The organism is Dyella ginsengisoli LA-4 (assembly GCF_000334915.1).
GTDB lineage: Bacteria > Pseudomonadota > Gammaproteobacteria > Xanthomonadales > Rhodanobacteraceae > Dyella_A > Dyella_A ginsengisoli_A.
On sequence record NZ_AMSF01000021.1, the window covers coordinates 12,686 to 27,513 of the forward strand.

General features: G+C 67.4%; 12 protein-coding genes. 6 read left to right on the forward strand and 6 right to left on the reverse strand.

From position 1 onward, the window contains the following. Positions 1-175 precede the first annotated feature (175 nt). A complete protein-coding gene (locus C693_RS0106525; RefSeq protein ID WP_017461451.1) occupies positions 176-3,103 on the forward strand; it encodes a bifunctional diguanylate cyclase/phosphodiesterase in 2,928 nt (975 codons plus the stop codon). Positions 3,104-3,121: 18 nt separating this feature from the next. On the opposite strand, the gene C693_RS0106530 is transcribed toward C693_RS0106525, so the two are convergent. Beyond that, positions 3,122-4,036 (reverse strand): Hsp33 family molecular chaperone HslO, encoded by a 915-nt coding sequence (locus C693_RS0106530; RefSeq protein ID WP_052329359.1) that lies wholly within the window; start codon positions 4,034-4,036, stop codon positions 3,122-3,124. A 97-nt stretch (positions 4,037-4,133) separates the two neighbouring features. Here C693_RS0106530 and mtgA point away from each other — a divergent pair, with 97 nt between their 5' ends. The 3 genes from mtgA to C693_RS0106545 all read left to right on the forward strand — a co-directional run bounded on the left by mtgA (position 4,134) and on the right by C693_RS0106545 (position 6,372). Next, positions 4,134-4,871 carry a monofunctional biosynthetic peptidoglycan transglycosylase gene (gene mtgA / locus C693_RS0106535; protein WP_017461453.1) on the forward strand — a complete coding sequence of 246 codons (738 nt, stop codon included), beginning with the start codon at positions 4,134-4,136 and terminating at the stop codon, positions 4,869-4,871. Positions 4,872-4,936: 65 nt separating this feature from the next. Continuing rightward, on the forward strand, positions 4,937-5,866 hold the full coding sequence (locus tag C693_RS21270) for a glycosyltransferase family 2 protein (RefSeq protein ID WP_017461454.1): 930 nt from the start codon (positions 4,937-4,939) through the stop codon (positions 5,864-5,866). 77 nt (positions 5,867-5,943) lie between these two features. Next, entirely contained in the window at positions 5,944-6,372 is a 429-nt protein-coding gene (locus tag C693_RS0106545; protein WP_017461455.1) for a CBS domain-containing protein, read from the forward strand. A 22-nt stretch (positions 6,373-6,394) separates the two neighbouring features. Here the strand turns inward: C693_RS0106545 and C693_RS0106550 are convergent, their stop codons facing one another. Next, positions 6,395-7,705, reverse strand: a complete 1,311-nt coding sequence (locus C693_RS0106550) for an NTP/NDP exchange transporter (RefSeq protein WP_017461456.1) — start codon at positions 7,703-7,705, stop codon at positions 6,395-6,397. A gap of 75 nt (positions 7,706-7,780) precedes the next feature. On the opposite strand from C693_RS0106550, the gene C693_RS0106555 reads away from it, so the two are divergent. Both C693_RS0106555 and C693_RS21275 read left to right on the forward strand, forming a co-directional pair. After that, a complete protein-coding gene (locus tag C693_RS0106555) occupies positions 7,781-9,367 on the forward strand; it encodes a GMC family oxidoreductase (protein WP_017461457.1) in 1,587 nt (528 codons plus the stop codon). A gap of 179 nt (positions 9,368-9,546) precedes the next feature. After that, positions 9,547-10,836 carry a serine hydrolase domain-containing protein gene (locus C693_RS21275; RefSeq protein WP_052329360.1) on the forward strand — a complete coding sequence of 430 codons (1,290 nt, stop codon included), beginning with the start codon at positions 9,547-9,549 and terminating at the stop codon, positions 10,834-10,836. A 103-nt stretch (positions 10,837-10,939) separates the two neighbouring features. Here the strand turns inward: C693_RS21275 and C693_RS0106565 are convergent, their stop codons facing one another. The 4 genes from C693_RS0106565 to gcvT form a co-directional block, all read right to left on the reverse strand. Then, positions 10,940-11,953, reverse strand: a complete 1,014-nt coding sequence (locus C693_RS0106565) for an energy transducer TonB (protein ID WP_017461459.1) — start codon at positions 11,951-11,953, stop codon at positions 10,940-10,942. A gap of 290 nt (positions 11,954-12,243) precedes the next feature. Continuing rightward, positions 12,244-12,978 carry a met regulon transcriptional regulator MetJ gene (gene metJ, locus C693_RS24445; RefSeq protein ID WP_345775574.1) on the reverse strand — a complete coding sequence of 245 codons (735 nt, stop codon included), beginning with the start codon at positions 12,976-12,978 and terminating at the stop codon, positions 12,244-12,246. A 278-nt stretch (positions 12,979-13,256) separates the two neighbouring features. Next, positions 13,257-13,652 (reverse strand): glycine cleavage system protein GcvH, encoded by a 396-nt coding sequence (gene gcvH, locus C693_RS0106575; RefSeq protein ID WP_017461461.1) that lies wholly within the window; start codon positions 13,650-13,652, stop codon positions 13,257-13,259. 92 nt (positions 13,653-13,744) lie between these two features. After that, the coding region (gene gcvT / locus C693_RS0106580; RefSeq protein ID WP_017461462.1) for a glycine cleavage system aminomethyltransferase GcvT at positions 13,745-14,828 on the reverse strand (1,084 nt) is incomplete at its 5' end.

Here is a 14,828-nt window from a genome sequence, read left to right on the forward strand (position 1 = left end):
CTAACAGCACCGAAAAGCCGCTGTGGCGCACAGAACGGCCGGGCTGACGCCAGCATCGGACCCCTACCCGAGCGAATGGTTTCCGGTGACGAAACGCGCCACGCCCGGCGACAAAGCAAGGCTGCCGAGCTATAAAGGCTGCCTGTAATTTTTCACGTCGAGTTCACCCTCCCTGATGAGCTTCGTGCCCACCCAGAGCGCGAGCGGATCTGGCCGGACCAGTTCCGGGCAGCTTGCGCTGCATGGAGCGGTCGAGCGGCTGTTCAGCGTGACCGACGCGGCTGGCGTCGTCGATGTCTGCGAGCGGCTGCTCGCCACTCTCGGATTTGCCGGACGCCTGCGCTGGCGGCTCCATGGCGACAGCTGGACGCCGGATCCGGGGGTGCGACAGATCGACCTGGCCGACGATCCGCAGGGGCTGCGCACGCTGATCCTCGAGTGTCCTGCCGCACCACTGCCGGTAACCCTGGAGGCCGAACTGGCCTGGTTGGGCCGGGTGGTGACTTCGCGGCTGCGGCAGCTGGCCGAGACCGCCAGGCTCTACGAGGCCATCTCCCGCCTGGCCATGGCCGAGCGCCTGCAGCGTGCGCTCTACGCAATCGCCGAGCAGGCCGGTTCGGACCATGCGATGCCGGACATGATGCGCGCCCTGCACGGCATCGTCGGCAGCCTGATGTACGCGGAGAATTTCTACATCGTGTTGTACGACGAAGCCTCCGAAAGCGTGCGCTTCCCGTACTACGTCGACACGATGGACAAGGACCCGCCCTCGCCGGGCGAGAGCGTGCCGCTCAAGGAGATGGAGTACAGCCTCACCTGGAACCTGCTCAAGGGCGGCCAGCCGATCATGGGATCGATCGACGAGGTGTCCAAACAGCTGTCCGGGCGGCTGGTGCCGATCGGCCCCAACTGCGAGCACTGGCTGGGCGTCCCCCTGCTGCGGGACGGTCGCGTGGTCGGCGGCATCGTGATGCAGAGCTACCGCGGCGACACCCGCTACACCCAGAACGACCGCGAGCTGCTCAGCTACGTGGCGCAGCACGTGCAGACCGCGCTGGAGCGCCGCGCCGCGCACGCCGAACTCGAGCGACGGGTAGCCGACCGCACCGCCGCCCTGCGCGAGGCCAACCGTGTGCTCCGCCAGCAGGTGCTGCAGCGCCAGCGCGGCGAGCGGCTGCAGGCGGCGCTGTTCCGCATTGCCGAAATGGCGAGCGCGCCGGAAAGTCTCGAAGGCTTCTATGCCGCCGTGCACCGGATCATCAGCGGCCTGCTCTACGCGCGCAATTTCTACATCGCGCTGCTGGACGAGGACGGCAAGCAGATCAGCTTCCCCTACTCGGTCGACGAGGTGGACGCGGTGCGCCCGCCGCGCTCGCACGGACGAGGCGCCACCGAATACGTGCTGCGCCACGGCAAGCCGCTGCTGGCCGATCCGGCCGAGATCGACCGGCTGGTGTCGATCGGCGAGATCAGCCAGTTCGGCGCCCGTTCGGTGTGCTGGCTGGGCGTGCCGCTGGTGTGGAACGACCGCGTCATGGGCGTGCTGGCGGTGCAGAGCTACACCCCGGAGCACACCTACACGGCGCGCGACCAGGAGCTGCTCACCTTCGTCAGCTACCACATCGCCAACGCGCTGCAGCGCAAGCACACCAACGAGTCGCTGAAGCAGGCCTATGCCAGCCTCGAGCGCCGCGTCGACGAGCGCACCCGCGCGCTGGCGCTGGCCAACCGCGACCTGCGCGAACAGATCGCCGAACGCGAGCGGGTCGAGCGCCGCCTCAAGTACGAGACGCTGCACGACTCGCTGACCGGCCTGCCCAACCGCACCCTGCTGCTGCAACGGCTCGACCACGCGCTCAGCCAGTACAAGGCCGATCCGCAGCGGCTGTTCGCGGTGCTGTTCATCGACCTGGACCGCTTCAAGGTGATCAACGACTCGGTGGGCCATCTGGTCGGCGACGACCTGCTGTTCCAGGTCGGTGGCCGCATCCGCGGCTGCCTGAAGACGCGCGACCTGGTGGCCCGCCTCGGCGGCGACGAGTTCGCGGTGCTGCTCGACGGCATTACCGAACCGGCCATGGCGCAGCAGATCGCCGAGCGCATCATCACCCAGCTGCAGGCCCCGTTCCGGCTGGGCATCAAGGAGATCTTCACCTCGGCCTCGATCGGCATCTCCCTGCCCGCGCCTCATTACCAGCAGCCCGAAGAGCTCCTGCGCGACGCCGATGCAGCGATGTACAGCGCCAAGGACGATGGCCGCCACCGCGCCGCGCTGTTCGACGACCGCCTGCGTTACGAAGCGCTATCCCTGCTCGAGATGGAGGGTGACCTGCGCCGCGGCCTCTCCCGCAACGAGTTCGAGCCCTACTACCAGCCGGTGGTGGCGATCGCCGATGGCAGCATCGTGGGCTTCGAGGCACTGTTGCGCTGGAACCATCCGGATCGCGGACTGCTGTCGCCCGGCGACTTCCTGATCGTCGCCGAGGAGAGCGGCTGCGCCGAGAACATCGACTGGCAGATCTTCGAGCAGGTGTTCGCACAGACGCTCGCGCTGACCCGCGGCGAGGGCTTCATCAGCATCAACGTCTCCGGCCGGCACTTCCGCCTGGCCGATCTGGACGAACGACTGCTGGCGGCGATGGAACGTCACGGCGTGCCGACCCACTGCATCCGCATCGAGGTCACCGAACGCGCGCTGCTGGAGAACCCACCGCAGGTCAAACGCATCCTGGAGAGCCTGCGCCAACAGGGCGTGCGGATCTCCCTGGATGACTTCGGCACCGGCTATTCGTCGCTGAGCTACCTGCACCAGTATCCGATCCAGACCCTGAAGATCGATCGCTCCTTCATTACCGAGCTGCCCCGCGACCTGGCCGAACTGGAGGAAAACCAGGGGCTTGCCGTGGTGCGCGGCATCCAGGTGCTGGCCGACTCGCTGAAGATGGAAGTGATCGCCGAGGGCATCGAGGAAGAACACCAGCGCGAAGCATTGCTACGCATCGGCACCCGCTATGCGCAAGGCTTCCTGTTTGCGCGCGCGCAGCCCGCCTCGCACTGGCTGGGGCCCGACGCGCCGGCCAGGCTCCTGCCGCCGGCGGACTGAGCGTCCGCGCTCGCCGTCTTACTGCGCCGTGGTCGACGGCTGGCTGCCGCCCGGGCTGCTCAGCAGATGTTCGGCGTCGATGCGATCGAAGGTATAGCGCTGGGCACAGAACTCGCAGATCACCTCGATCTCGCCGTCGCGCGCGGCAAGCGCCGCCTCCACTTCCTCGCGCCCCAGTGCGCGCAGCATGGCCGACACCCGCTCGCGGGTGCAGCTGCAGCCGAAGGCCAGCGGACGCGGCTCGAACAGGCGCACGTTTTCCTCGTGGTAGAGCCGGTACAGCAGTTGTTCGGGTGCCGTGGCCAGCATTTCGTCCGCACCCAGCGTGGCGGTGAGGTGCTCGATGCGCGACCACGCGTCCTCGTCCTGCACCGCATCGTGCCCGCCCTCGCCCGGCAGGCGCTGGAGCATCAGGCCAACGGCATGCTCGCCATCGGCGGCCAGTACGATGCGTGCCGGCAACTGCTCGGACTGCACGAAATAGGCTTCCAGGGAGCGGGCCAGATCGGGCTGATGCAGGTCCACCAGACCCTGGTAGCGTTGGCCGCGCTCGGCCGAGCCGATGGTGATCGCCATCACCGCGCCGGGCAGGTCTGCCAGCGCAAGCGGCTCCGGCACCGGATCGCTCCACCGCGCCAGGCCGCGCAGGCGGCCCTGGTCGGTGCACTCGCTGAACAGCAGGCGCAGGGCACCGGAACTCTTGAGCTCGATCGACAGCGCGCCGTCGAGCTTGATGTTGCCCGTCAGCAGCGCGCTGGCGGCCAGCGACTGACCCAGCAGTGCCCGCAGGGAGGCGGGATAGTCGGCCCGTCCGGCGACTTCGCGCCAGGCCGGCCCCAGTCGCACAAGCACGCCACGCACGCCGGCGCGCTCGAGCAGGAAGCGGTGCAGCACGTCTTCGACCAGAATCGTTTCCACGGGAAGCCTCGTCATTCGTTGAACCCGGCAATATGGGGCTGGCGAGCGCCGCCTCAACGGCCGCTCCACAGGCGCCCCTTATACTCGACGCTTTCGCGCCAAGCTGCTGTCCATGCCTACACGAACCGCACTACGCCGCCTGCTGCGCTGGCTTGGCCTGCTCGCCCTGGCCTGGGTGGCCCTCAGCTGGCTGTTCGTGCTGGTGCTGCGCTTCGTTCCGCCGTGGACCTCGGCGGTGATGATGGAAAGGCAGGTCAGCACCTGGGTGCACGGCGAGAAGGATTTCCACCTACGTCACCGCTGGGTGCCCTGGAGCCAGGTCTCTTCGTGGGTGCCGCTGGCGATGGTCGCCGGCGAGGATCAGAAGTTCCCGTTCCACCACGGCTTCGACTTCGACCAGATCCAGGACGCGATCGACGCCGCCGATGACGGCCGGCGCCTGCGCGGCGCCAGCACGATCAGCCAGCAGACGGCCAAGAACCTGTTCCTGTGGAATGGAAGGAGCTTCGTGCGCAAGGGCCTGGAGGCCTACTTCACCGTGCTGCTCGAGGCCACCTGGCCGAAGCGCCGCATCCTCGAGGTGTACATGAACATCGCCGAGCTCGGGGACGGCATCTACGGCGTGGGAGCGGCCAGCGACACCTACTTCCACGTGCCGCCCGCGCACCTCGGTCCGGAACAGGCCGCACGCCTCGCCGCGGTACTGCCCAGCCCGCGCCGGTTCCACGTCGACCGTCCGAGTGCCTATGTGCAGCGCCGGGTGGACTGGATCGAAAAGCAAATGGAAAGACTGGGCGGGCCAGGATACCTGGACAGCGAACGCCCGCCCGCCAATACCGGCCGGCACTGACCTCCTCTATTGGCCAGCGGCGGGCCAGTGCATAGCATGCCGTGTCGACCCGAGCTGCCTTTCCCATGACCGAACTGACCATCGTCGTCCCCGCCTACAACGAATCGAGCGTGCTCGACGCGTTTCATGCCCGCGCGCTGGCCGTGCTGGATGGCCTCGAGCTCGAGGGGCGGCTTCTTTACGTCGATGACGGCAGCCGCGACAACACTTGGGAATTGATCCGAGGCTACTGCGCGGACCCGCGCGTGACCGGATTGTGCCTGTCGCGCAACTTCGGCAAGGAGGCGGCGCTCACCGCCGGACTCGACGCGGTCACCGAAGGCGCCGCCGTGGTCATCGACGCCGACCTGCAGGATCCGCCCGAACTGATCCCCGCGTTGATCGAGCAATGGCAGGCCGGCTACGACGTGGTCTACGCCACGCGCAGCGCCCGCGCCGGCGAGAGCCGCCTCAAGCGCTTCACCGCGGCGGCCTTCTACCGGACCATGGAGCGCCTTTCCAACACGCCGCTGCCCCGCGACACGGGCGATTTCCGCCTGCTCTCGCGCCGCGCGCTGGACGCACTGGGCACGTTGCGCGAGCGGCAGCGCTTCATGAAAGGCCTGTTCGCCTGGATCGGCTTCCGCCAGACCGCCATCCGCTACCAGCGCGACCCGCGCTTCGCCGGCGACACCAAATGGAACTACTGGCGACTGACCCAGCTGGCGATCGAGGGCATCACCTCGTTTTCCAGCGCTCCGTTGCGCCTGGCCACCTGGATCGGCGTGGCCGCGGCAGCGGTCTCCTTCGTCTACGGCACGTGGGTATTCACCAAGGCGCTGATCTGGGGCGACCCGGTGCGCGGCTACCCCACGCTGATGGTAGTGATCCTGTTCCTCGGCGGCGTGCAGCTGCTGGCGCTGGGCGTGATCGGCGAGTACCTGGGCCGCAACTACACCGAGACCAAGCAGCGCCCGCTGTACTTCGTGCAGGAGCGCGTCGACGGCGACCGCTGAGGCGATTCACGACGCCACCACACCGCAGGGCTTCGGCGGCGCTAGACTCGGCACAGATCCAAGCCCGGGAGGCGACCATGAACCAGGTCAAGCATCTGCTGGAGATCAAGGGTCACGCGGTGCACGCCGTGGCGCCGGAGACACCGGTGCTGGAGGCGATCCGGATGATGGCCGAGCGCCGCGTCGGCGCCCTGCTGGTGATGCACGGCGAGCGGCTGGAAGGGATCGTTTCCGAACGTGACTACGCACGCAAGGTGATCCTGCAGGGGCGCGCCTCGGCGTCCACCCCGGTGTCCGAGATCATGAGCGCACAACCGATCACGGTGACCCCGGAGACCGAGGTGCTCGAATGCATGCGCCTGTGCACGCACAGCCGGATCCGGCACCTGCCAGTAATCGAAGACGGCCGCGTGGCCGGCGTGATCTCGATCGGTGACCTGGTCAAGGCGGTGATCGACGAGCAGGCCGAGCAGATCGAACAACTGCAGCGCTACATCACCGGGTGAGCCCGCAATGGGAGCGCGCGGCCTACCCCGCCGCGGTCCCCTCGGCACTCGGCCCGGCCGGCTCATCGGGCGCCAGATCGGCCGACCAGCCGGCCCGGGTGGCTACCCAGGTGGCCATCGAGGCCACACCCGCGCCGAGCAGCGCCAGGCCACCGACGCCGAGGCCGAGCATGCGCAGGCCACTGACCGCACTGGTGACCACCACATCGCCGAATCGCCAGACGGCCGTCTCGACGAAGTTCTTGCCCTTGTAACGGGTTTCGCGGGATACCCGCGTGTAGAGCGCATCGGTGGCCGGCTTGGTCATGCCGTAGGCAAAGCCGCGCGTGATCACCATCGTCAACGCCAACAGCGACACACTCGAGCCGAACACGATGACACTGCCGTCGGAACCGGCCAGCGCCAGAACGACCAGCAGCAGCACGTTCACCACCGATGGCACCACCAGCCCCCAGCCGGGACCGAGGCGGATCAGCAGCCATCGCGTGGCGCTCAGTTGCAGCACTGCCCCCAGCGTGTTGGTGGCAAGGTCCAGGTTGTTGTAGAACGCCGTGCGCGCCACCACGCCGGTGAAATGCGCCTTGGCGTAGTCGGCCACCAGTGCATAAGCCAGGGTGCCGATGCCATCGCCGAACAGCATCAACAGCGCCATGTAGCGCATGAACGGCTGGGCCCACACTGCGCGCAGGCCCGCCCACAGCGAGCCGCCGATCACCTGGTCACCGCGACTTTGCCGCTCCCTCCCGTCCCTGGCCGACAACAGCAGAAGCAGTCCGAGCGACGCACCCAACGCCAGCGCCGACACCAGCAGCAGCGGCGGCACACCGATGAGCTGCAGCAGCAGCTTGGTCAGCAGCGGACCGAAGACGGCACCGGCCATGCCACCCAGTGCGATCAGCGAAAACGCCTTGCGCGCCTCGACGCTGGAGAAGATGTCGGCCATGAAACTCCAGAACAGCGACACCACGAAGAGGTTGAACACGCTGACCCACACAAAAAACACCACGCCCAGGTTGCGCGCGCCGAGGCGATCCTGCGCCAGGAAGGCCGGCACGAAGGCCAGCAGGCACAGGATGAAGAAACTGTAGCTCCAGGACAGCAAGGGGCGCCTCGGGAAGTGCGCCACCAGAAGGCCGAATACCGGCGTCAGCGCCAGCATGACCACGAACACCGCACCGTAGAAAAGCGGCAGCGACTGCGAACCCACGGCACCGCCGAGCTGGTTCATCACCGGCCGGATGATGTAGTACGACGTCATCAGGAAAAAGAAGGCCAGTGCAGACAGGGCCGAGGCGGTACCCAGCCTGGCAGCGTGATTGGGAGATGCGCTCAAGGGGTGTTCCAGCGTGGGTCCGGCAAAGACTAGCATGGGGTCATCAGCTCCCTGCGGGGGCACGGGGGAACGGGAATGGCTTACGACTACGTCATCGTGGGAGCCGGCTCGGCCGGCTGCGTGCTGGCCCACCGCCTGAGTGCGGATCCGAACACACGGGTACTGCTGCTGGAGGCCGGACCGCGCGACTGGAACCCGCTGATCCACATGCCGGCGGGCCTGGCGCGGCTGGTCAAGGTGCGCAGCGTGAACTGGGACTACCACACCGAGCCCGAGCCGCAGCTGCTCGGCCGGCGCCTGTGGTGGCCGCGCGGCAAGACCCTGGGCGGCTCCAGCTCGATCAACGCGATGTGCTACATCCGCGGCGTGCCCGGCGACTACGACCGCTGGGCCGAGGCGACGGACGATCCGCGCTGGAGCTGGGACCAGGTGCTGCCCTGGTTCAGGCTGAGCGAGGACAACACGCGCGGCGCAGACGCCCGCCACGGCACCGGCGGGCCGCTCGGCGTGTCGGACCTGCGCCACCACAACGTGCTCTCGGACGCCCTGCTGGAGGCCGCGGGACAGGCCGGCCATCCGCGCAACGACGACTTCAACGGCGAGCGCCAGGACGGCTTCGGCCTGTACCAGGTCACCCAGCGCAACGGCGCACGCTGCTCCACCGCGGCCGGGTTCCTGCGCCCGGTGCGCGACCGCACCAATCTGGAGGTACGCACGGGAGTGCTGGTCGAGCGCGTGCTCATCGAGGGCGACCGCGCGGTCGGCGTGCAGCTGCGCAACGGCAGCGGCTCGCAGCGCATCGATGCCGGCCAGGTACTGCTCGCGGCCGGTGCGATCAATTCGCCACATCTGCTGATGCTGTCGGGCATCGGCCCGGCCGACCACCTGCGCGGGCACGGTATTCCCGTCGTGCTCGACCGGCCGGAGGTTGGCGGCAACCTGCAGGATCACCTGGACATCTGCACCCTGGTGGGCAGTACCCGCCCGGTCACCTACGACCATCTGAACGAAGTCGCCGCCGGACTGCGCTACCTGATCGCCCGGCAGGGCCCGGGCACGTCGAACATCGCCGAGGCCGGCGGCTTCCTGCGCAGCCGGCTGGCCGCCGACGAGCGCTGCGACCTGCAGTTCCACTTCGTACCTGCCCTGCTCGACGACCACGGCCGGCACCGCCTGCCCGGCGACGGCTACACCCTGCACGCCTGCTACCTGCATCCGCGCAGCCGCGGCCGGCTGCGCCTGCGCTCGGCCGATCCCGCGCGCCCGGTGGCGATCCACGCCAACTACCTGGGCGACGGCGAGGGCCACGACCTGGCACGGATGATCGAGGCGGCGAAGCTGTCACGCGACATCCTCGCCCAGGCCGCCTTCGATCCCTACCGGGGCGAACCGGTGTTCCCGGAGACGGCGCTGGAAAGCGACGCCGAGTTCGAGGCTTTCATCCGCCGCAAGGCCGAATCGGTCTACCACCCGGTCGGCAGCTGCCGGATGGGCCGGGATGCCGGCGCCGTGGTCGACAGCGAATTGCGCCTGCGCGGCATCGACGGACTGCGCGTGGTCGACGCCTCGGTGATGCCGGAACTGCCCACGGGCAACACCAACGCACCGACGATCATGATCGCCGAGCGAGCCAGCGCGCTGCTGCTCGGCATGGAGCACTGAAGCCGGCGGTGACACTCCCGCCTGGAGGCTGACTCCCGCCTGTTCGTGCACCCCGGGTTTCGTTGTGGCCGGGCGCGAACTCGCCGACAATCCGGCGATCAGAAGCATGACCGGCGCCTGCCGGAAGCCCCCCGTTCTTCCCACCTCCGGCAGCACTGCCGGGCACATCCTCGAGCCGCATGCCGTTCCGTCCCCTGACCCTCGCCCTCGCCAGCGCGCTGGCCCTCTCCGTCGCTACGCCCGCCGTCGCTGCCCCACCTCGACAGGATCCGGCCACCCGGGTGGTCAGCAACGTGCCGTCCGCCCAGATACCGCCAGCGCGGGTCAAGGCCGCCCTCGGCGACTACCGGCACTGGCTGGACGAACTGGGCCGGCGCCATTCGGTGGCGGGCCTGGCGACCGCGGTGGTGGTCAATGACAAGGTGGCCTTCGAATACACCATGGGCTACGCCGATGCCTCCACCAAGGCGCCGGTGCAGCCGAACACGGTGTTCCGCCTCGCCTCGCTGTCCAAGGCCTTCGCCACCGGGCTCACCGCGCTGCTGGTACGCGACGGCAAGCTGAGCTGGGACACCAGGCTGATTGACGTACTACCGTTCTTCAAGCTCAAGGACATGCAGGCGGCCGAGCAGGTCACGGTCGGCGACATCCTTGGCCAGCGTGCCGGCCTGCCGCGCAACACCTACGACAACATGCTCGAGGACGATGTCCCCTACGAAGAGCTGGTGCGCAAGCTCGACGAAGTGGACATGGCCTGTGGCCCGGGCCAGTGCTACGGCTACCAGAACGTCGCCTTCAGCCTGATCGGCGACGTGATCTACACCGAGACAGGGGACTTCTTCTATCGCCTCGTGGACAAGCGGATCTTCTACCCGCTCGGCATGAAGACAGCGAGCTACGGGCGCGCCGCGCTGGAGGCCAGCCCGAGCTGGGCGCGCCCCCATCGACCCGCCGGTCACGGCGAGTGGCGCCCGTTCGAGCCGAAGGAGGCCTACTACCGCGTCGCGCCTGCTGCCGGCGTGAACGCCAGCCTGCGCGACATGGAGAAATGGCTGATCGCCCAGATGGGGGGCCGGCCCGATGTGCTGCCCGCGGACCTGCTGGAGGTGCTGCATGCCCCCGGCGTAGCGACGCCCGTGGAAATGCACTCCACGCCATGGCGCCGCGCACGCATCACCCAGGCGCACTACGCGCTGGGCTGGCGCGTGTTCACCTATGGCGGCGAGACGCTGATCTTCCACGCCGGCGCGGTGCAGGGCTATCGCACCATGATCGGCTTCTTTCCCAAGTATCACGTGGGCATCGTGACCATGTGGAACTCGGCCGGGGCAGCGCCCTCCGGACTGATGCCGATGATGTTCGATCGCCTGCTTGGCCTGCCGCACGTGGACTGGGCGGGACTGGAGAGTCCACCGCCACCGCAGAAGCCGGAACGGAAACACGGCCCCCGACGGCACCATCGTCGCTGATGGCGATCGCTGGGTCGGCCACCAAGGTCGATGTCCCCACCCCCGGATGAAGAAACGGCCAGCAGTCGCCTGCTGGCCGTTTCCGTTCAACCCTCGTGACGCGTCAGAGCTTGAAGTTGATGCGGTTGGTGACCGTGCTGTCGACCGGCTCGCCATTACGGGTCGCCGGCTTGAACTCCCAGCGGTCCACCGCATCGATTGCCGCGCGCTCGAAGACATGCCGCGGCTGCGCCTCGACGACCTTGATGTCCGCAGTGTGCCCGTCGGGCTTGACCGTGAAGGAGAGCACTACGAAACCTTCGGTACGCGAACGCTGCGCCTGGGTCGGATAGCGCGGCTGCACGCTGCGGATGAGTACCGCCGGCGTCAAGGTCGGCTGTACCGGTGCAACCTGCGCGGTCTGGTCCGGCGTGCTGGCGGGCTTCTGCGCGGTCGCCGGCCCTGCCGGCCTGGCGGTCGCCGTCGCCGTCGCCACCTGCGCCGCCTGCTCTTCCGCCGCCTTGTCGGCGGCCGCCTTTTCTTCGGCCGCCTTCTGCGCGGCAAGCTGCTGCTGGCGCGCCTGGTCGGCAGCATCCTGCTGGGCCTTGTCGACCACCTTGCGCTGGGCATCCAGCTTCGAGCGCAGGATCGTCAGCGTGTAGTTGGCCGGATCGGCCTTCGCGAGCAGGTCGATCTCGCGCTGAGCCTCGCTGAAGTTGCCGGCATTGATCTGCTGCTCGGCGGCGCTCGCCGCGAACGGGAAGGTCTCGCGCAGCGCGTCGGTCGCCACCGGATTGCCCGGCTCGCGCTCCAGTGCCTTGAGGTAGAACTCGAAGGCGTTGTTGCCGGCCGGCGCAAGATAGCGCTGGTCGTTCATCGCCTTGCGGGCCTCGGACAGCAGCTGGTCGGTGCCCATCGCCTCCACGTTGGCCGGCGGCGGTGCCTGCACCGTATTGGTGGTAACCGGGCTGGACGGATGGCCGCCGGCATCGGACAACAGCATCTCCTCGTGCGGCTGGATCACCAGGAACCAGGAGGCAACGGCCAGGACGACGATGATGGCCAGGGCGGCCAGTGTGACGGGCCGTACGGCCCCGCGCGCACGACGACGCGCCTCGAGTTTGATTCGGGTATCCATGATCTCTCGCTGAGTGGCATCAGATACCCGCGCTTTTTCCCCCCGTAAATCCAGGAGCGACGACCTGCCCCCAGGTGCGGCGCGGCGCGGATGAGCGAAAGGTAACCGCATTGCGGAGTCACGGCAAACGGGCGCAGCACCCGCCGCGGCAAAAGGCCCGGAACGGCTTTTCCCGACCCCAGAACGAAGCATCCCGGCGCATGGCCGGGACGAATCGCTTTCGAAGGGCTTCCCCGCGCTGGGCACCGCGGGGAAACAAATTCGAACGGACTTTCTAGTTATGTAGCGACTTACTTCTTGGCCTTGGCCGTCTTGGTGGCCTTGGCCACCTTGGCCGGAGCGGCCTTCTTGGCAGCGACCTTCTTCGGCGCAGCCTTCTTCGCGGCAACCTTCTTCACCGCGGTCTTCTTGGCGGCGGTCTTCTTGGCGGCGGCCGGCTTCTTGGCGGCAGCCTTCTTCGGAGCCGCCTTCTTGGCGGCGACCTTCTTCACGGCAGCCTTCTTGGCGGCCGGCTTCTTCGCCACCGGCTTCTTGGCGGCGACTTTCTTCACGGTGGACTTCTTGGCGGCCTTCTTGGCGGCCGGTTTCTTTGCAGCGGTTTTCTTGGCAGTGGCCATGGTTCGTCTCAGCTCCTCATCAGTTGGCAGTGGTTGCCCAGTAAAAGCGTGAAGGAACGCCTCGACCAGCAAATCGCTGTTGGTGGCGTGCCGAAGATTGTTCACCTGGCGGTGGGTGCGAAGGTCGGACAGAAGACGCAGCACGTGAAGTGGAATCGAGACGGTGATCTTGCGTACCGCACCGGCCTTCTCGCCGTGCTCGACATAGGGTTGTACGTACTTCACTGCCGACATAGCACCTGTTCCCCAGAATCTGGTGCGAAAGCTATTCCCGAAGATTTCAACTGTCAATTGATTTTGAACGGTCGGAAATGCCCCCCAGCCCCCCTTCCCGGTCGCCCAAAAGCCCCGCCACACAAGGCCTTGCGGAAAAATGCGACGCTCCAATAAAGACGTATAGACGTCCATATAAAATTCGATGAAATTCGGCGAAATACGCCGAAAGCCGCGCCGTATAAAGGTTTGCGCTCATATCCGTAAGTGGATTCAAGACGGAACCCGGCTTCGCACGCACTGCATATTTTCTCCCGACAGCCTCCCCGGGTGCCCGAGGGAAATGGATGAATGGGAGACGACCGACATCTCGTTCGCCGGAAAAAAATTTTTCCGGGCACGACGCCACCAGCGTCCAGACACGACGACGGCCGCTCGCGCGGCCGTCGTGGAAACGAAGATGGAAACGTTCGTCAGTGGTCTTCGTTCTCGAGCTGCTCGGCATAGGCGTCCGCAGAGAGCAGCTCGTCGAGTTCGGCACGATCACTCGGACGCACGACGAACAGCCAGCCATCGCCGAACGCATCTTCGTTGATCACTTCGGGCTTGTCGGCAAGCGCCTCGTTGACCTCGACGATCTCGCCGGACACCGGCGAATAGATGTCCGAAGCGGCCTTCACCGATTCGACCACCGCCACGCCATTGCCCGCCTGCACGCTGGCACCGACCTCGGGCAGCTCGACGTAAACCAGGTCGCCCAGCGCTGCCTGCGCATGGTCGGAAATGCCCACGCGAACCAGGCCGTCGTCCTCGACGCGGGCCCATTCGTGGGACTTGAGGAATTTCAGATCGCCGGGAATCTCGCTCATGATCGGGTCCAGTCGTTGGAGTGGGAGGAAGGTGGACGCGGCGATTCTAGCGCGCGCGCCCGATGCCGCCGAGTCGCCCCGACGGCAGGGAGTCAGATGCCCTCGCAGGGCTTGCCGTCGCGCACGAACGGATACTTCACCAGACGCACCGGCAGCTCGCGGCCACGGATGTCCACGCGGATGTCGCCCGGCTCACCGGCCGGGATGCGCGCAAAGGCGATCGCCTTTTCCAGCGTCGGCGAAAAGCTGCCCGAGAGGATCTCGCCCTCGCCCTGCGCGGTGAGCACCTTCTGGCCGTGGCGCAGCACGCCCTTGTCGTCCAGCACCAGACCGACCATCACGTGCTTCACGCCTTCGGCCTTCTGCGCCTCGAGCGCGGTGCGGCCGATGAAGTCGCGACCCTCGTCGAGGGCGATGGTCCAGCCGAGGTTGGCTTCCCACGGCGAGACGTCCTCGTCCATGTCCTGGCCATACAGATTCATGCCCGCCTCCAGCCGCAGGGTGTCGCGCGCACCCAGGCCGCAAGGCTTCACGCCGGCGTCGACCAGCGCCTGCCACAGCGCCACGGCGTGCTCTTCCGGCACGATGATCTCGAAGCCGTCTTCGCCGGTGTACCCGGTACGCGCGACGAACAGCGGCATGCCGTGCGGACCCGGCGCCGCGGCGGCCGCGAACTTGCCCAGCTTCTCGATACGCGGACGGTCGCCCTCGGCGAGCAGGCCGATGACCTTGCCGCGGGCGTTCGGCCCCTGCACCGCGATCATCGCGAATTCGGGGCGTTCCTTCACGGCCACGTCGAACGCCTGAGCCTGCGCCTCGATCCAGGCCAGATCCTTGGCACGGGTGGCCGCGTTGACCACCAGCCGGTAGTGCGCATCGTCGAAGAAGTAGACGATGAGGTCGTCGATCACCCCGCCGCGCTCGTTGAGCATGCACGAGTACAGCGCCTTGCCGGCGACCTTCAGCTTGTCCACGCTGTTGGCCAGCAGGCGCCGGAGGAACTCACGCGTGCGCGGGCCGTGCAGGTCGATCACCGTCATGTGCGAGACGTCGAACATGCCGGCGTCGCCGCGTACGGCGTGATGCTCCTCGATCTGCGAGCCGTAGTTGATCGGCATGTCCCAGCCGCCGAAATCGACCATGCGGGCGCCGAGCGCACGATGGGTGTCATTGAGT